The sequence below is a fragment of the Kribbella sp. NPDC023972 genome (genome assembly GCF_040639075.1).
Taxonomy (GTDB): Bacteria; Actinomycetota; Actinomycetes; order Propionibacteriales; family Kribbellaceae; genus Kribbella.
Map to the genome: position 1 here is coordinate 113,300 of NZ_JBEZZH010000008.1, position 18,879 is coordinate 132,178.

Annotated in this window: 13 protein-coding genes; 12 read left to right on the forward strand and 1 reads right to left on the reverse strand. The window is 68.0% G+C overall.

Annotation, left to right across the window (positions count from 1 at the left end):
• The first annotated feature begins 10 nt into the window (after positions 1-10).
• Positions 11-1,015, forward strand: a complete 1,005-nt coding sequence (locus AB0F43_RS28820) for a sugar-binding transcriptional regulator (protein ID WP_360483529.1) — start codon at positions 11-13, stop codon at positions 1,013-1,015.
• A 1-nt stretch (position 1,016) separates the two neighbouring features.
• Here AB0F43_RS28820 and AB0F43_RS28825 read toward each other — a convergent pair whose 3' ends face one another.
• Positions 1,017-2,831 (reverse strand): beta-L-arabinofuranosidase domain-containing protein, encoded by a 1,815-nt coding sequence (locus AB0F43_RS28825; RefSeq protein ID WP_360483532.1) that lies wholly within the window; start codon positions 2,829-2,831, stop codon positions 1,017-1,019.
• A gap of 228 nt (positions 2,832-3,059) precedes the next feature.
• Between AB0F43_RS28825 and AB0F43_RS28830 the strand changes: the two genes are divergently transcribed.
• From AB0F43_RS28830 to AB0F43_RS28880, 11 genes are read left to right on the forward strand one after another with little or no spacing between them, the layout of a single operon-like run.
• A complete protein-coding gene (locus tag AB0F43_RS28830; RefSeq protein WP_360483536.1) occupies positions 3,060-5,369 on the forward strand; it encodes an Ig-like domain-containing protein in 2,310 nt (769 codons plus the stop codon).
• Complete coding sequence (locus AB0F43_RS28835) at positions 5,366-7,369, forward strand: ABC transporter substrate-binding protein (RefSeq protein WP_360483539.1); 2,004 nt, start codon at positions 5,366-5,368, stop codon at positions 7,367-7,369. The genes AB0F43_RS28830 and AB0F43_RS28835 overlap by 4 nt, the downstream gene beginning before the upstream one ends.
• Positions 7,370-8,368 (forward strand): ABC transporter permease, encoded by a 999-nt coding sequence (locus tag AB0F43_RS28840; protein ID WP_360483542.1) that lies wholly within the window; start codon positions 7,370-7,372, stop codon positions 8,366-8,368.
• Between the two features lie 6 nt (positions 8,369-8,374).
• Positions 8,375-9,517 (forward strand): ABC transporter permease, encoded by a 1,143-nt coding sequence (locus AB0F43_RS28845; protein WP_360483545.1) that lies wholly within the window; start codon positions 8,375-8,377, stop codon positions 9,515-9,517.
• A 10-nt stretch (positions 9,518-9,527) separates the two neighbouring features.
• On the forward strand, positions 9,528-10,526 hold the full coding sequence (locus AB0F43_RS28850) for an ABC transporter ATP-binding protein (RefSeq protein ID WP_360483548.1): 999 nt from the start codon (positions 9,528-9,530) through the stop codon (positions 10,524-10,526).
• Complete coding sequence (locus tag AB0F43_RS28855) at positions 10,523-11,545, forward strand: oligopeptide/dipeptide ABC transporter ATP-binding protein (protein WP_360483551.1); 1,023 nt, start codon at positions 10,523-10,525, stop codon at positions 11,543-11,545. Before AB0F43_RS28850 ends, AB0F43_RS28855 begins: the two co-directional genes overlap by 4 nt.
• A 28-nt stretch (positions 11,546-11,573) precedes the next feature.
• Positions 11,574-13,082: an extracellular solute-binding protein gene (locus tag AB0F43_RS28860; protein ID WP_360483554.1), complete on the forward strand. Its 1,509-nt coding sequence runs from the start codon at positions 11,574-11,576 to the stop codon at positions 13,080-13,082.
• Positions 13,076-14,155 (forward strand): sialidase family protein, encoded by a 1,080-nt coding sequence (locus AB0F43_RS28865; RefSeq protein ID WP_360483557.1) that lies wholly within the window; start codon positions 13,076-13,078, stop codon positions 14,153-14,155. Before AB0F43_RS28860 ends, AB0F43_RS28865 begins: the two co-directional genes overlap by 7 nt.
• Positions 14,152-15,585 carry a DUF5060 domain-containing protein gene (locus AB0F43_RS28870; RefSeq protein WP_360483560.1) on the forward strand — a complete coding sequence of 478 codons (1,434 nt, stop codon included), beginning with the start codon at positions 14,152-14,154 and terminating at the stop codon, positions 15,583-15,585. Before AB0F43_RS28865 ends, AB0F43_RS28870 begins: the two co-directional genes overlap by 4 nt.
• Positions 15,582-16,781, forward strand: a complete 1,200-nt coding sequence (locus AB0F43_RS28875; protein WP_360483563.1) for a DUF5605 domain-containing protein — start codon at positions 15,582-15,584, stop codon at positions 16,779-16,781. Before AB0F43_RS28870 ends, AB0F43_RS28875 begins: the two co-directional genes overlap by 4 nt.
• Positions 16,781-18,865, forward strand: a complete 2,085-nt coding sequence (locus AB0F43_RS28880; protein WP_360483566.1) for a hypothetical protein — start codon at positions 16,781-16,783, stop codon at positions 18,863-18,865. The genes AB0F43_RS28875 and AB0F43_RS28880 overlap by 1 nt, the downstream gene beginning before the upstream one ends.
• Positions 18,866-18,879 lie beyond the last annotated feature (14 nt).

Here is an 18,879-nt window from a genome sequence, read left to right on the forward strand (position 1 = left end):
CATGCTGGGCATGACGACGGCGAGTGCGGGACAGGGGCCGCGGGCGGGCCTCCGGCGGCAGCCGTCGGCTGATCACTTGAGGCTGCTCACCAAGGTCGCGAAGCTCTACCACGAGCAGGGCGTCCGCCAGCCGCAGATCGCCGCGCAGCTGCACATCTCGCAGCCGCGGGTCTCCCGGTTGCTCAAGCAGGCCGTGGTGGCCGGCATCGTGCGTACGGTCGTCATCCCGCCAAGCGGTGTCCACACGGAGCTGGAGGACGCGGTCGAGCAGCGGTACGGCGTGCGGGAGGTGATCGTCGTCGATGCCAGCGGTGAGGACGACGCACACATCATCCCGGCGCTGGGCGCGGCCGCCGCGGTGTACCTGGAGACGACGCTCACCGGCGGCGACCGGATCGGCATCTCGTCCTGGAGCTCCACGCTGCTGGCGACCGTCGAGTCGATGACACCACGGCCGACGCAGGTCGCCGAGGAGGTCGTTCAGGTTCTGGGTGGCGTTGGCAATCCGGCCGCGCAGGCTCGTGCGGCCCGGTTGATCGGCCGGCTGGCGGACCTCACCGGCGCCGCGCCCGTCCTGCTGCCGGTGCCCGGACTGGTCGGCAGCGTGAGCGCCAAGCGAACCCTGGTGAAGGATCCAGCGGTCAGCGAGGTGATGGAAGCCTGGTCCAGACTCACCCTGCTGCTGGTCGGGATCGGCAGCCTGGAGCCGTCGCCGTTGCTCCGGGAGAGTGGCAACGCGATGACCGCCGAGGACCAGAAGATGCTGCGCGACCAGGGCGCGGTCGGTGACATCTGCCTGCGCTTCTTCGACGAGCACGGCAAGCCGGTCCGGTCCGAGATCGACCAGCGCGTGCTCGGGCTGTCGGCGGCTCAGGTGCGCAGCGACGACGTCCGCAGTGTCGGCGTCGCGGGTGGCATGCGAAAGTACGCCGCCATCCGCGCAGCCCTCCTCGGTCGCTGGGTCGACGTCCTCATCACCGACCGCACCGTCGCCGAGCGGTTGGCGGCGGACTGACCTAGCGAGCATCGATCCACACAGTCATCGGACCGACCGTCCGGTTCGCCCACGCGTAGTAGGGGATCGCGGTCAACGTCCGCCCGTCCCGCGCCGGTACGTCGACTGTCGTCACCCCACCGAGCAATTCCGGCCGCTCCCGCTCCACCAGGTCACCGGGCACGACAGCGGTCTGATCGAGTACGACGTCCTGGTCGAGCTGCTCGAAGCAGTACACCAACGGCCCACGCTCGATTGCCACACAACCCCGCACCGAGTCGATGCGACAGTCGGGCGTCGTACGACGTGCCTGCACCGGCAACTCCAGCACCACCGCGTCGCCGACCGACCAGCTCCGACGCAGCGGACCCGCCGGCTGCTCGACCCCGTTGACCGTCAACGTGCAGCCGTCCGCCCACGCGGGAATGCGAAGCCCTAGCGTCCACGGCTCCCCGGGCGACTCGGTCACGCGCACGGTCACCGTGCCGTGCCACGGATACCGCGTCTTCATCTCGAACGCCACCGGCCCAGCCGGGAGCTCCGCGGTCACCGACGCCGGCGCATAGAGGTGCACCTGCACCCCGTCGTCGTCCGAAGTCGCGACCAGTTGGTCGAGGGCCGACAGGGTCCGCATCACGTTCGGCGGGCAGCACGCCGTACCGAACCATGGCTGCCGCCCGGCCACCGCGGAGCGCTGGTCGTCGGCGAAGGCGTGCTGACGCACCTTCAACGTGTTCACGTAGAAGAACTTGTCACCGCTCAACGAGACGCCTGAGATCACCGCGTTGTAGAGGGTCCGCTCGATCAGATCGGCGTACTGGCTCTCGCCGGTCGCGAGCAGCAACCGCCAGCTCCACTGGACGCTGGCGATCGCCGCGCACGTCTCGCAGTACGCCGCATCCGGCGGCAATTCGAACGGGTCGCCGAACGCCTCGCCGTACCAGCGCGACCCGACTCCGCCGGTCAGATACAGCTGGCTCTCGACCATGGTCCGCCAGGTCAGTTTCAGGGCCTCCAGCAAGGCTTCGTCCCCGGTCTCGACCGCGACATCGGTGGCACCCGCGGCGAGATACAACGCCCGTACCGCGTGACCGGCGAGTGTCCGCACCTCCCGCACCGGCAGATGGTCCTGGAAGTACGCCGGCCCGTGGTGACCCGGCGGCTCGAGCAACCCGTGACCACGTGCTTCGACGAAGTACGACGCCAGTTCGAGGTACGCCGGCGTACCCGTCTCGCGGTACAGGTCGACAAGCGCCATCTCGATCAGCGGATGACCGTCGATCCCCTCGAGCCGGCCGGGACCGAACGTCGTGCAGAGCAGATCGGCGAAACGGGTCGCGACCTCCAGCAACGTGTGATCCCCAGTCGCGCGCGACTGCGCGACGGCGGCCTGCAACAGATGGCCGGCGCAGTACAACTCGTGGCCTTTCTCCAGGTCCCCGAACCGCTTGCCGCCGAGCACCAGGCGCGTGTAGCTGTTGAGGTACCCGTCCGGCTCCTGCGCCGCGGCCACCAGCGCGCTCACAGACTTCTGCCAGTCCGCGAGCGCGGCAGACGGCGACCGGGTCTGTTCCCAGGCGACCGCCTCGAGCCACTTGTAGACATCGGTGTCGGCGAAGAGCTTCCCGGCGAACCCGTCACCGGCTGGTTCGTGCCCGGCGGCCCGGCGCAGGTTCCGCAGCGTTCCGGTTTCCTCCAGCCGGCGAGCCGCGGCCGGGATCGTCACGTCGCGGTTGATGTCCTGGCGCTCCCGCCAGAAGCCGCCGGTGATCTTCACCGCGCCGAGGGGGAGTCGGTGCTGTGCTGGATTGATCCTTCGCTGCGCTCGGGATGACATGAGGGAAGGTAACCACTGCCCGCCAGCATCGAGCAAGAGTTCAGTGCAAACGATTGCCGTCGGATGAGTCGCAGACTGCAAACGATTGCGGAAAGCCGTTGTCATGCTCTTGACATCGTCGCGAAATCTCCGTGACCATGAGGCCGTCGTTCCATTCGAAGCTGACTAGATATTCAGATTCTGGTCAGTGCAGCAGCCGCCCCCTGCCGAAAGTGAGGCACGGAAACGATGACCGAAGCTTCCACCGGCTGGACCCGCCGCGGGTTCGTTGCCACCTCCGCAGCCGTCGGAGCCGCCGCCTCCCTGGGCATCACGGTGCCGGCGCAGGCCCGGACCGCCAGAGACCGGGTGCCCGCGTTCCCCGGTGCCGAAGGTGCCGGCAAGTGGTCGACCGGAGGCCGCGGCGGAGCTGTCTACGAGGTGACCAACCTCAACGACTCCGGGCCGGGCTCACTCCGCGACGCCGTGTCCGGCTCGAACCGCACCGTGGTCTTCCGGGTCTCCGGCACCATCGAGCTCGAGACCGGCCTGGAGATCGCCGGCAACAACCTGACCATCGCGGGTCAGACCGCCCCCGGCGGCGGCATCTGCTTGTCCGGACGCGGCACCAGTATCAAGGGCGGTGCCCACGACATCGTCATCCGCTACCTGCGGTTCCGGCTCGGCGATCGCAACGCGGCCGCCGACGACGCGTTCAACACCAACGTGCCCGGCTCGGTCAGCCCGCAGATCCGCAACCTGATCATCGACCACTGCTCGTTCAGCTGGGCGGTCGACGAGTGCCTGTCGCCGTACGGGAACTTCGACGTCACCATCCAGTGGTGCATCATCGCCGAGGGTCTCGCGCTGTCCGCGCACCCGAAGAGCCGGCACGGGTACGGCGGGATCTGGGGTGGCGAGCGGAACAGCTACCACCACAACCTGATCGCCCACCAGGGCGGCCGGCAGCCGCGGTTCGGGTACACCGAGAACATCAACCTCGAGGTCGACCACCGCAACAACGTCGTCTACGACCACGGCCACACCTCGGTGTACGGCGGTGAGTGGGCCAACGGCATCAACATCGTCGGCAACTACTACAAGCCCGGCCCGAGCACCCTGGCCGAGGTCGCACCGGTCATCGTGAGCGCGAACCGCGGTGGCCAGTGGTACGTGGCCGGCAACCAGGTCGTGGGCCATCCGGACGTCACCGCGCACAACCGTCGCGGCATCCGCTACCCGATCGGCGGCATCAACGAGCTGTCCCGGCCGCAACCGTTCGCGGACGAGCTCGACACCCAGTCCGCGGCCAAGGCGTACGACGCCGTACTCCAAGGTGCCGGGGCCACCCTGCCCAGGCGCGACGCGGCCGACGCCCGCATCGTCAACGACGCCCGCAACGGCACCGGCCGGCTGATCAACTCGCAGAAGGAGGTCGGCGGCTTCCCGGTGCTGGTCTCGACCGAGCCGCCGGTCGACTCCGACCACGACGGCATCCCGGACTGGTGGGAGAAGGCGAACGGCCTCGATCCCAACGACCCGACCGACGCCCAGAAGATCGCGCCCAACGGTTACACCTATCTGGAGAACTACCTCAACTCGATCGTTCCCGACCCGGTCGGCAACCCGACGGTCCGGATCACCAGCCCGACGCACAACGAGGTGATCGCGGGCCGGACCGCGCCGACCCTGACGATCGATGCATCCGCAGCCGCGGACAAGGGCGGCGAACTGGCCGCGGTCGAGTTCTTCGTCGGCGACCAGCTCATCGGCACGGCGAACGCGGCGCCGTACCGGGTCGACTGGAAGAACGTTGCTGATGGCACCTACTACCTGACCGCGCGGGCGACCGACCGCAACGGCACGTCGACCCAGTCGACGCCGGTGCCGGTGCACGTCAACGTGCAGGCCGGGACTCCGGGCTGGACCTCGGCGTCCGTGGGCAAGCCCCCGCTCGCCGGCTCGGGCAGCATCTCGAACAACGTTCTCACCATCAAGGGCTCCGGCCGGATCCGGGACCGGTCCAGCAACTTCCACTACGTGTACCGCAAGCTGCAGGTGGGCGGACAAGGGTCGGTCTCGCAGATCACCGCGCGGCTGGACAAGCTCCACAAGGTGGCCAACGGTCTCGTCGCCGGCCTGATGATCCGGGACAGCCTGGACCCGGCCGCACCGTTCATGTTCGGCGGCATCGGGTACGGCGTGGCCGGCCCGGGCAGTGTCGCCGACGACGGCGGGATGAAGGCCCAGGCGATCCGGATCCAGACCCATGGGGCGGAGCCGAGTATCGGCCCGTGGCCCTGGTCCGACGACTACATGGATGCCACCAAGCAGTACTGGCTGCGGTTGCTCCGTCGCGAGCGTCCGCAGGCACGGGAGGTCGAGTTCGAGGCCTTCATCTCGACCGACAAGGTCAAGTGGGACCGGTTCGGCTATGAGCGGATCGCGATGCCGAGCCGGACCTTCTACATCGGCTTCGCGATCGACGGGGGCAAGGAAGACAACGGCCTCGTCGACTACGGGACCGCGCAATTCAGCAACATCACGGTCGAGCAGTGAGGAAAGTGACGATGTCCCAAGAGCTACGCAAGGTCGACCGGCGACGGGTGCTGCAGGGTGGTCTCGGCTTGCTGGTCGCGGCCACCGTGCCCGGCTGCAGCTTCTTCGACACCAAGCCCGCCGGCGCCGGCGCTCAGGCCGCCACCGCCGATCAGCTGGAGTCGCCGATGCTGAAGGCACTGGTCGACAAGGGCACGCTGCCGCCGCTGGCCGAGCGGCTGCCGAAGAACCCGCCGGTGATCAAACCGCTGGCCGGCAAGTCGATGTACGGCGGAACCTGGCGGTCGGCGATGCTGACCCAGGAGGACACCCAATGGCTGTGGTACGCGCTGGCCTACGAGCCGCTGATCCGCTGGAAGGCGGACAAGACCGGCAAGCCCGGGTACGACGAGATGGAGGCGAACACCGCCGAGTTCACGGTCGATGCCGACAGCAAGGTGTTCACCTTCAAGCTCCGCGAGGGCCTGAAGTGGTCCGACGGCAAACCGTGCACCGCGGACGACCTGCTCTTCACGGTGCTGGAGGTCCAGTGTGACTCGGGGCTGCACCCGGACGGCATCTACGACGCCTTCCTGTCGCCGGACACCGAGAAACTGGCGACGATCGAGAAGGTCGACGAGCGGACGGTGAAGTTCACCTACACCGCACCGCAGCCGTCGCTGCTCGGTCAGATCGCCGACGCCATCTTCCTCCGCGAGGGCGCCTACGGGATGCTGCTGCCGAAGCACTACTTCCAGCAGTTCCACCTCAAGTACAACCCGAACGCGAACGCGCTCGCGAAGAAGGCCGGCGTCGGCAGCTGGACCGACCTGTTCGCCCAGAAGCAGAACCCGTGGACGAACCCGGACCAGCCGACGCTGGCAGCGTGGAAGGTGGTCACCCCGCTGGGCAAGGGCTCCGCGGTCACCCTGACCCGGAACCCGTACTACTGGAAGGTCGACGACCAGGGCCGCCAGTTGCCGTACATCGACGCCTGCCGGGTCGAGGTGGTCCAGGACGCCCAGGTCGAGCTGCTCAAGGTGATGAACGGCGAGTTCGGCATGCAGTACCGCAACTTCGGTACGCCGCAGAACAAGCCGGTGGTGGCGCAGAACCGGGAGAAGGGCACCTACCGGATCTTCGAGGTGCCGACCCAGCTCACCAACACGATGATCATCGGCATCAACCAGACCCACAAGAACCCGGTCAAGCGGGCGCTGTTCGCGAACAAGGACTTCCGGATCGGCCTGTCGTACGCGATCAACCGCAAGGAGATCATCGACGCGGTGTACGCCGGTCAGGGTGAGCCGTGGCAGTGCGCTCCGCCCAAGGATTCGCCGTACTACAACGAGCAGCTGGCCACGCAGTACCTGGAGTTCGACGAGGCGAAGGCGAACGAGCACCTGGACAAGGCCGGGCTGACGAAGAAGGCGGCTGACGGCCGACGGCTCGGTGCGGACGGCAAACCGGTGTCGGTGACCGTGCTGGTGAGTGAGTCGTTCCCGGACCACGTCGAGGCGATCGAGTTCGTGAAGAAGCGCTGGCGTGCCGTCGGTGTCGAGTTGCGGACCCAGGCCGTCAGCGAGGACCTGGCCAAGGAGCGGGTCCGGGCCAACGACCACGACGCGGGGACCTGGACCGGCGGCACCTTCGTGCTGCCGACCGGTACCGGCGGGGACCACTACTGGGTGCCGACCAACGACGGCAGCGCACGGTACGGCATCGGCTGGGCGCAGTGGTACCAGTCCGACGGTGAGGAAGGTGTCGAGCCGCCGGCCGAGGTCAAGAAGCAGCTCGAGCTGTTCACCAAAGGGCGGCAGGAGCCGGACCCCGGGAAGACCCTCCAGCTGGGCAAGGAGATCCTGCAGATCGCCGCCGACCAGTTCTACTACATCGGCACCAGCAGCGTGCCGAACACCTACGGGATCGCCAAGAACGACTTCCACAACGTCCCGGAGAAGATGATCGAGGCCGTTGCCCCCGGCATCGTCCACCCCGAGCAGTTCGCGATCGGTTCGTAGATGCTGCGCTTCCTCGCCCGGCGGCTGATCTGGATGGCGGTGACGCTGGCGGCGATCTCGTTCGTCACCTTCGTCGTCATCAAGCTGCCGCCGGGCGACTACACCTCCACGGTCATCGCGAACGCCGAGGCCCGCGGCCAGGACATCCCGGACTCACAGATCGCCGAGCTCAAACGGCACTACGGCCTGGACAAGCCGTTCCTGGTGCAGTACTGGACCTGGATCTCCGGCGTGGTCCTGCACGGCGACCTCGGCCAGTCCTTCGCCTGGAACCAGTCGGTGGCCAGCCTGATCGGCAACCGGGTGCTGCTCTCGATCCTGCTGTCGATCGGCAGCCTGCTGTTCGTCTGGTCGATCGCCTTCCCGATCGGTATCTACAGTGCGCTGCGGCAGTACTCGCCCGGTGACTACGTCGCGTCCTTCCTCGGCTTCATCGGGATGGCCGTGCCGGAGTTCATGCTCGCGCTGGTGATGATGTACATCGGGTTCAAGTACTTCGGTCAGAGCGTCGGCGGACTGTTCTCACCCGAGTACGCCGACGCGGCCTGGAACCTGGGCAAGCTGCTCGACCTGATTTCGCATCTCTGGGTGCCGATAGTCGTGGTCGGCGTGGCCGGCACCGCCGGGCTGATCCGGATCACCCGGGCCAACCTGCTCGACGAGCTGCACAGGCCGTACGTCGCGACCGCACGGGCCAAGGGGTTGCCGGAGTGGAAGCTGCTGCTCAAGTACCCGGTCCGGATGTCGCTCAGCCCGTTCTTCAGCACGGTCGGCTGGCTGCTGCCCGGCCTGATCAGCGGCGAGACGATCGTCTCGGTCGTGATGAGCCTGCCGACGAGTGGCCCGCTGCTGCTCGGCGCGGTGAAGAGCCAGGACATGTACCTGGTCGGCAGCTTCGTGCTCATCCTCAGCGCGCTGACGGTGATCGGCACGATGCTCAGCGACCTCGCGCTGGCCTGGTGGGACCCGCGGATCCGACACCGGCTGTCGAAGGGATAGGCCCGGATGCTTCAGCAGACAGAGACCGTCGAACCGGACGCGCAGCACGAAGCCGGCCCGGAGGTGGTGAAGAGCCTGCGAGACCATGGCGCACTGCCGCAGTGGCGGCTGATGTGGCGCCAGTTCCGCCGGCACAAACTAGCGTTGATCGGGCTGATCGTGCTGGTCCCGATCTACTTCATCGCGGTCTTCTCCGGGTTCTTCGCGCCCGCCGCCAGCGACTCGGCGCACACGTCCCTGCCGTACGCACCGCCGCAGCGGGTGCACATCTCCGGCGAGCACGGCCTGTTCGTCTACGGGTACTCGTCCACGCGCGACCAGGAGACGTTCGAGCAGACCTTCACCGTCGACAGGAACAAGATCGTCGACGTCGGCCTGTTCGTCCGCGGCGACGAGTACAAGGTGCTCGGCCTGATCCCGTCCGACATCCACCTGATCGGACCGGTCCAGGCCGGCGACCCGTTCTTCCTGCTCGGCGCCGACCAGTCCGGCCGGGACCTGCTGTCCCGGCTCATCCACGGTGCCAAGGTGTCGTTGTCGATCGGTCTGGTCGGCGTGTTCGCCAGCTTCCTGCTCGGCATCCTGATCGGCGGCATCTCCGGGTACTTCGGCGGTCCGGTCGACAACGCGATCCAGCGCGTCATCGAGTTCATCATGTCGATCCCGACGCTGCCGCTGTGGATGGCGTTGTCGGCGTCCTTGCCGAACAGCTGGGGACCGCTGACCAGGTACTTCGCGATCACGGTGATCCTCTCGCTGATCGGCTGGACCGGACTGGCCCGCGACGTCCGCGGCCGGTTCCTCAGCCTGCGTGAGGAGGACTTCGTGATGGCGGCCCGGCTGGACGGGGTCAGCCGCGGCGGGATCATCGTCGGCCACATGGTTCCGTCGTTCGCCAGCCACATCATCGCGTCGGTGTCGATGGCGGTGCCGCGAATGATCCTCGGCGAGACCAGCCTGAGCTTCCTCGGCCTCGGCCTGCAGGCACCGGCGGTCAGCTGGGGTGTGCTGCTCGAGGGAGCGCAGAACATCCGGGCGGTCGCCACCGCACCCTGGCTGCTCGCGCCGGGTCTCGCGGTCGTGGTCGTCGTACTGGCCATGAACTTCGTCGGCGACGGCCTCCGCGACGCGGCCGACCCCTACAAGTAGGAGGACTTTCATGCAGCCTTTGTTGGAAGTCCGGGATCTCAGGACTCACTTCGAGCTGGAGGACGGGGTGGTCAAGGCCGTCGACGGTGTCAGCCTGACCGTTCCCCGGGGGCGCACGCTGGCCGTGGTGGGGGAGTCGGGGTGCGGCAAGAGCGTCACCGCACGATCCATCCTGCGCCTGGTCGAGCGCCCGGCCCGGATCGTCGGCGGCCAGATCCTGCTGTACGGCGACCAGCCGTCCGACGACCCGCTGGACCTGCTGGCCGCGAAGGACAAGCGACTGCGCCAGGTGCGGTGGTCGGAGATCGCGATGGTATTCCAGGAGCCGATGGCCTCGCTCAGCCTGGTGCACACGATCGGCAACCAGATCATCGAGGCGGTCCGGTTGCACGAGAATGTCGGCAAGGCCGAGGCCCGCGAACGGGCGATCGAGATGCTCGGCCGGGTCGGCATCCCCGACCCGAAGCGCCGGGTGGACTCGTACCCGTTCGAGCTCAGTGGGGGCATGCGGCAACGCGCGATGATCGCGATGGCGCTGTCCTGCCGGCCGCGGTTGCTGATCGCGGACGAGCCGACGACGGCCCTGGACGTCACGACGCAGGCGCAGATCCTCGACCTGCTGCAGGATCTCCAGCAGGAGCTCGGCATGGCGATCATGCTGATCACGCACGACCTCGGGGTGGCCGCACAGGTCGCCGACGAGGTGGCCGTGATGTACCTGGGCGAAGTGGTCGAACACGGACCGGCCGCGTCGGTGCTCACCGAGCCGAAACACCCCTACACCCGGGCGCTGGTCCGATCGGTGCCTCGGCTGGGTCAACGCGGCCAGGGCCGGCTGGACGCCGTACGTGGGACTGTGCCGCCGCCGTACGAACGCCCGTCGGGGTGCCGGTTCCATCCACGCTGTGACGCGTTCATGGCCGGGAAGTGCGACCTGACCGTGCCGGCCCGGGTGCGGAGCGACGACATCGACGTCGCCTGCCTGCTGTACGCCGAGGAGGAACGATGAGGAGCGACTTGCTGACCACCGAGGGCCTGACCATGCATTTCCCGTTGCACACCGGGTTCTTCGGCCGGAACCGCGGCGTGGTGAAGGCGGTTGACGGGGTCGACCTGTCGATCAAGGCGGGCCGGACGCTGGGACTGGTGGGGGAGTCGGGCTGCGGTAAGACGACGCTCGGCCGCTGCATCGTCCGGGCGTACGAACCGACGGCGGGCAGCATCCACTACGACGGCGTGGACCTGGCGAAGCTGTCCGAGAAGGAGCTGAAGCCTTACCGCGCCGAAGTGCGGCTGATCTTCCAGGACCCCCACGCGTCCCTCGACCCGCGCAAGACACTGCGCGACATCATCGCCGAGCCGCTGCGGGTCCAGGAGCGCGGATCGCGCGACGCGATCGACGACAAGGTCGCGGCCCTGCTCGAGCGGGTCGGACTGCGAGCGGAGTACGCGCATCGCTACCCGCATGCTTTCAGCGGTGGTGAGCGGCAGCGCGTGGTGATCGCCCGGGCGCTGGCGACCGATCCGCGGCTGGTGGTCGCGGACGAGGCGGTCAGCGCGCTCGACGTGTCGGTCCGGGCCCAGATCCTCAACCTGCTCAAGGACCTGCAGGAGGAGTCCGGTCTCACGTACCTGTTCGTCTCCCACGATCTCGGCATCGTCGAGCACGTCGCCGACGACGTCGCGGTGATGTACGTCGGCAAGCTGGTGGAGAGCGCTTCGACCGAGGAGCTCTACGGCAAGCCGCTGCACCCGTACACCGAGGCGCTGCTGAGCGCCGTACCCGATCCTGATCCGGCGTCGCGCGGCAAGCGGTCGCGGATCATGCTGCGCGGCGAGATCGCGGATCCCTCCAAGGTGCCGCCCGGCTGCCCGTTCAGTCCGCGCTGCGGCTACGCCGAGGAGCGCTGCCGCACCGAAGTACCTCAGCTGCGGGAGATCGGCGGGCGCCGCGTCGCCTGTCACTTCGCCGAGCAGCTCGACCTGAAGGGTGTCACCACGGCCGCCCGTCAACCAACAACCGCCTGACACCACCGCCCCATACGAAAGGCCCACCATGTCTGACAACCAAGGTATGTCCCGCCGCGGGTTCGTGCGAAACAGCGCCCTGCTCGGCGGTCTCGCCGCATTCGGCGGCGCGCTCCCCGGCACGGCCGCCGCCGCGACCACCAGCTCCACCTCCGCCGTCCCGCGCGCCGGTACGCGCTCCGCGGCCGGCACGGTCGACATCCCGAACAAGTACGGCAAGCCGTTCTCGGTGGCCGATGACGAACTGTTCATCTTCGCGGCCAACTTCAAGCCGCTCGAGTACGGCGCGAACGCCGACCGGCAGGCGAGCCGGTACTTCGACACCGTGCTCGGCGACGCGATCCGGGCCAGGTTCCCCGGCGTGAAGATCAAGTACGCGACCTGGGACTTCCCGATCCGCTACGAGGACATCGCCAGGGCCGGCCGGGTCCCGGACCTGATCATCGAGGACCCGCGGCTGCGCATCGACCGCGACCTCGAACCGCTCGGCTGGGTCCAGGACATGACGCCGCTGGTCCAGCAGGCCGGGATCGACCTGACCGCGCTCAACGTCGGCTCGGTCGAGCAGGTGAAGTCCCGCTCCGACGGCGGCCTGTACGGCGTCCCGTTGTTCATCGACGAGAGCCTGCTGTTCTACAACAAGCTGATCTTCGACAGGTTCGGGGTCCGCTACCCGGCCCTCGGTTCGACCTACGACGACGTCTACAAGGTGGCGCAGCGGCTGACCCGGCAGGACGGGATCGACCACTACAAGGGCTACATGCAGCACCCGGACAACTACCTCGCGATGAACCAGCTCGGGCTCTACCCGTTCGTCCCCGGTTCCAGCGAGCAGCCGGCGCCCGAGGACGTCAAGGTGAACCTGACCAGCGCGGAGTGGAAAGCCGTCGCGAACAACCTGTACCGGTTCCTGATGATCCCGCGGAACAACTTCACCACCGTGGACGACTTCTTCAAGGGCGACATGTCCTTCCCTGGTCATCTGGCGATGGCGGTGAACAACCTGTCGAAGCTGAACGCGTACGCCCTCAGCCCGCTGTACGTCGAGGACGACGACGCGGAGGAGTACGCCGAGTGGGCCAAGAGCGTCAAGATCGGCGTCACCTCCATGCCCGTGCTGCAGCGCGGTTCGAAGGCCATCTACCAGCCGGACACCCGGGCCGCGTTCGTCCCGCCGCAGTCCGCGCACAAGGAGCAGGCGCTCGACATCGTCAAGTACCTGGTCTCGGAGGAGATGCAGACCCGGATCTCGTCGTACGGCATGAAGGCGGTGCTGAAGACCGACGCGGTGGTGAACGCGTTCGGCTCGGCGATCCCGCAGCTGAAGGCGATCGACACCTCCGCGGTGTACTGGGGTGAGAACGCGGTGGTCAAGAACTACCAGAACACCGAGTACTGGGACATCCCGCTGTACAAGGTCTTCCGGCAGCACGTGCTCAAGGACGGCATGGACGTCGACTCGTCCCTGCTGGTCACCGAGCAGCAGGACATCCCCAACTACATCAAGGCGCAGGCGGCCGCGGGACTCACATGGTGACGGATCCCCGTTTCGACGGACGTCTCCGGTCATCCGGAGACGTCACGGAGGCTCTGCTGCCGACCTTGCACCCCGGCGACAGCCACGCCGCCACCCTCGTCGAGACTCCGGCGGGCGACCTGCTGTGCGCCTGGTTCAACGGTCCGGGGGAGGGGGAGCCGGAGACGAGCATCGTCTTGTCCCGGCTCCCCGCCGGGTCTTCCACCTGGACGGTGCCGGAGCCGATGTCCGCCGACCCCGACCGCTCGGAGCAGAACCCACTGCTGTTCGTCCTGCCGTCGGGTGAGGTCTGGCTCCTGCACACCTCCAACGAACCCCACGACCAGAGCACCTCGCACGTGATCCGCCGGATCTCGCGCGACGGCGGCCTCAGCTGGGACCCCGGCACGGTGCTCTTCGACCGGCCCGGAAGCTTCATCCGCAACCCGGTCGTTGTCCTGAGCAACGGTGACTGGCTGCTTCCGGCGTACCACTGCGACAAGGACGGCGAGACCACGGTCGTCCAGCTCAGCACCGACCATGGCGCGACCTGGACCCAGGTGGACCTTCCCGACGCGCTCGGCCAGGTCCAGCTGAGCATCGTCGAGCTCGCCTCGGGCGAACTGCTCGGCTACTTCCGCAGCCGGGCCGCCGACCGGATCCACCGCTCGGTCTCCAAGGACGGCGGCCGGACCTGGTCGGCGCCGGAGCGGACCACGCTGCCGAACAACAACTCCGCGATCCAGCTGCTCCGGCTGACCGACGGCCGGCTCGTGCTCGTCTTCAACGACTCGTCGGCCGAGCGCGACCAGTTCCGGTGGGTTCCGGACGGCAAGGGCGGCATACGGCGGAAGACTCTGCGCACCCCGCTGACGCTGGCGTTGTCCGAGGACGACGGCGCCACCTGGCCGTACTGGCGAAACCTGCAGGTGCAGGACGAGGAGTATCGCGACAACGAGTTCGGGTACTCGTACCCGACGATGCTGCAGACCCGCGACGGCCGGCTGCACGTCGCGTACTCGTACCTGCGCAAGACGATCAAGCACGTGATCCTGACCCCGGAGTGGATCGAGGCGGGAGACCGACTGCCATGAGCAGTGCTAAATACCTTTCCCACCCCACCGCCCCGGCCGCGGAACGGTGGGGCGTGCACGAGCTCACCTGGTCCGGGCCGTCCGACGGCAACCCGTTCCTGGACGTCGAGCTGCGGGTCGCCTACACGTTCCGGAATCGGGTCGTCACCGTCGACGGCTTCTACGACGGCGACGGTGTCTACCGGGCCCGGTTCATGCCGGATCGGGTCGGCCGCTGGGAGTACGTCACCAGCAGCTCGGCACCGGAGCTCGACGGTCATCGCGGCTCGGTCGAGTGCGTCCCGCCCGGCCCGTGCAACCACGGGCCGGTCGGGGTGCACGGCGCCCACCACTTCGCGTACGCCGACGGCACCCGGTACGACTGCATCGGTACGACGTGCTACCACTGGACCTACGAGTCGAAGGAGATCCAGGAGCTCACGCTCGACTCGTTGCGCTCGGCACCTTTCGACAAGGTGCGGATGTGCCTGCTGCCGACGGACGGCATGCGGCCGGAGCGGCTGCCGTTCGCCGGGACGTTCGGTGCGGTGGACGTGGACCGCTTCGATCCGGCGTTCTTCCAGCACTTCGAGAGCCGGATCGCGGATCTGCTCGAGCTGGGCATCCAGGCCGACCTGATCCTGTTCCACCCTTACGACCGGGGTGTGTGGGGCTTCGACCGTCTCACGCCTCAGCAGGATTCGTCGTACCTGCGTTACGTGGTCGCCCGGCTCGCGGCGTACCGGAACGTCTGGTGGTCGCTGTCGAACGAGTACGACTTCAACCGGGAGAAGACGATCGCGGACTGGGACCGGCTGCTGCAGCTCGTGCAGCGGTTCGACCCGTACCAGCGGCTGCGGTCGATCCACAACGGCACCAAGATGTACGAGGTCTTCACGCCGTACGACTTCGGCAAGCCGTGGATCACTCACCAGAGCGTGCAGCACTGGGACGGCGCCGAGGTCGCCGCGTGGCGGGCGTGCCCGAAGCCGGTGGTGATCGACGAGATCGGCTACGAGGGCAACGCCGGCCGCCGCTGGGGCAACCTCACCGCGACCGAGCTCGTGCACCGCTTCTGGCAAGGCATGTCGGCCGGCGGGTACGTCGGCCACGGCGAGTCCTTCGTCGACAAAGAGACGCGGGCCTGGATCTCGGTCGGAGGACGCCTGTACGGCGAGAGCCCGGCGCGGATCGCGTTCCTCCGCGACGTGATGGCCGGCCTACCGCGTCTCGCTGATGGCGATGTGGACCCTGACCGGTGTGTTCTGCACTATCTGGGCGACCGCCAGCCCTCAGCCGTCGACCTGGATCTCCCACCCGGGGACCCGTACCACTTCGACCTGATCGACACCGTGGCCATGACCATCACGGCGCTCCCGGACCCCTACTCCGGGCGCTGCCGCGTGCCTCTTCCGGGCCGCCCGTACCTAGCCCTGCGAGGAACCCGATGACCGAGATAGAACGCTGGGGCCTCCTCGAGCTAGCTGTCGGCAACGCCCCCGCCACGGTCCAGTTCCACCACGAGTCCGGGCACACCGCCTATGTCGAATCCTTCACCGATACCGATGGCGAGCTACTACGGTTCATGCCCAGTCTGGAGGGCAACTGGCACTACACACTCGCCGATGAAACCCGGACGTTCACCTGCACCCCGGCCACGACTCGCGGGCCGATCCGTCGACACGGCACCTCGTTGCGCTGGTCCGACGGCACGCCGTACCACCCCCTGACCACCACGTGGTTCGGCCTGGACGGCTACTGGTCCGAGGCAGGCCGCGCCCTGGCCGCTTCTCCCTTCAACCGCGTCCGCCTCCGCGCGCACCCGGACTCACTCACTCACCTCGACACCCAGATCCAGGACCTCTTGGCGATCGAGGCCGCCGCCGAGGTCCTTATCCCACCTTCCGATCAGTCCTTCGTCCGCGAACTGGTCAATCGCCTGGCCGCCTACCGCAACGTCACCTGGTGCCTGGAGGCGACGTCCGACGTACGAGCTCTGGCCGAACTGATCGCCGAGCAAGACTCCAGTCAGCACCTCATCTCCGTCCACGCGGCACCGACGGCTGTCGACCCCGGCACCCCCTGGTTGACCCATCTCAGCGTCCCATTGGAGAACCTGCGTGCTGTCTCAGCACTCCGCCGGGACTACTGCAAGCCAGTCCTCGTGGATGCCTGCGGCTACGAAGGCAACGGCACCACACCGGACACCAGCCTCACCCCGCAGGAACTACTCACCCGGATCTGGGAAGGGACGGTCCGCGGCGCGCACGTCACCCACGGCGAGTGGTACGTCGACGCAGACGGCGGACCGTGGTCCGGTGGGGGAGCCAGGCCGATCGGTGTGGTCGCGCAGCGCTTGCGACTACTGCGTGAGGTGCTGGACGAGCTGCCCGAAGGTGTTGAGCCGATCGACGACTACCGGGACGCGCCGACACTCGCCGTACCAGGGAGCTATTACCTGCAGTACCTCGGCGAGCACCAGTTCCCGGACCGCACCTTCAGTCTGCCGTCCGGGACCTACCAGGTGGAGGTCCTGGACGTGTGGAACCACAGCGTCCGCCGTACGCACGAGACAGTTACCGACGCGCTCACCGTCCGGCTGCCCGGCACGCAGTACCAGGCCATCCAGATCCGCCGGACCACCTGATGCCCGCGCTCACCTCAGGCGACCGCACCGCGGAGCTGCGCAGAACCCCCGACGGAGTGGTCCTTCACCTCGCCGCGACCAGTTCGCCGACCTCCCCAACCACCTCGGCGGTCATGACGTATGTCGAACGCCCAATAGCTGACCTTCTGACCTGCTCGGCCGGCCGCCCGTGGCAACCGAACGCCATGCAGCCCGAGGGCTGGTGGATCTCCCGGCGACCCGGCGAGCATCGAGCCGGGTGCCGCACCGGACCAGTCGCCGTTGAAGTGCGCCTGTCCTTCGACCCGGCCGACCGCTTGAACCTCGAGCTCCGCTGGCGCAACACCGGCCAGCGCCGGCTGGGTGACCTCGCCGTCGGGCTGCTGCTCGACCTCGGCCGCCTGACCGACTGTCAGCTCACGCTGCCCGGCCTGATCTACAACGACAACCCGTCGGCCGACCCGGCTCGCGCCGTACCGCGTCTCGGACCGGCGCCCGGCGGCGGCTTCGTCGCCGAGGAGGACCGCCTGCCGATTCCCGGGGTGAACCTCGAATGGCGTGCCGGCCGCGAACGTCGCTGGCTGAGCGTCTTCTCCCGGCCGGCCGCGCGCCGTTCGGCCGACGGACTCGTGCGGTACGGCTCGCTCGGCCTCATCCGCCGCGAAGGACCGGTCGTCGCGGCACTGAGCGGCGTATTGATGTTCGACGGCAAGCAGGACGTGCGCTACGTCAGCAAGGCCGAGACCGAGTCGACCGACGACGGCTACCTGACCCTGTTGCCGGGTGAGGTCTACACGCAGCGGTTGGTCCTCGACTGGGGGCCGCAGGAGTATCGCGGTCATGCTTTCCGGCACCTTGTCCGGAGCGGTCGCTCACTGTTCGGCGAGCCCGGCGCACGACCGCTCGACCTGGACGAGATCATCGCGCGGAAAACCATTGCGCTGGACAACCGTTGGTACCGCAACGGGACGGTGGCCGGCTACACCAAGTTCAGCGATGTCACCGGCAACGGTCCGGTCAAGGCACGACACTTCCTCTACGGCTGGACCGGACAGGCGCTGAAGCTTGCCTGGTGCGACGCCCGGATCGGCTTCGAGTCCGGGGACCGTTCCCGGATCGACCGCTGCCGCGCGGCCGTCGAGTTCTACCTGGCCGGAAGTTCGACACGCACGCCAGGCCTGCGGCACAACGCGTACCAGGTCGGCAGCCGGCGCTGGACCAGCTTCCGCTCCGGCGGCCGCGCGATGGTCTCCAGTCGCGCCTACGGCGAGACGATCAACGACCTGGCCGAGATCATCGCCCTGTTCCGATCGCACGGCGAACCGGTGCCGCCGTCCTGGCCGGACGCGCTGGTCGCGTCGCTGAAGTTCCTCCGTACGGCGTTGCTGCCGGACGGCACGTTCCCGATCGGCTGGCGACTGGACGGTGCGCCCGTGTCCACCGCGGTCTCGGCAGCCGGGATCCCGTGTGTCCTCGCCGCGCTGAAGGCGTCCGCCGTACTCCACGACTCGTGGCTGTTGTCAGAGGCAACGACGTGGCTGACCCGCTACCACGGCCAGCACGCGCGCACCTTCGACCGCCCGTTCGCCCGCTCCACCCTCGACGCCGCCTGCGAGGACAAGGAAGCCGGGATGTACTTCTTCCTCGCGGCGTACGAACTCTTCCGCCTCACCGGCGACCACCTGTACGCCTCCTGGGCCGAGGTCGCGGCCGCCTGGCTGCTCACCTGGGTCTACGTCTGGTCCCCCGAACAGGACCTGGACGCACCGCTGCGCGCGGCCGGCTTCAACGCGATCGGCTGGCCGACGGTGAGCGTCCAGAACCACCACCTGGACGCGTTCTTTCCCAGCTACGAACTGAGGGAGTTCGGCACCTTGACCGGCAGCCCCGCGTACGTCGCCGCCGCGGAAACGACGATGAACGCCCTGGGCCAAGGCATCTGCGCCGCCCCGGGCGACTGGGGTTTCCAGATCATCGGCGAACAAGGCGAAGCCGTCTTCCAAACCCACTGGCAACGCCGAGGCCACGCCAACACCTGGAACCCCTCGTGGGTCATCGCCGTCCCCCTGGCCAACGCCCTCCGCCTCCGCGAGTCCACAAGATGACCGACCACCTGGTC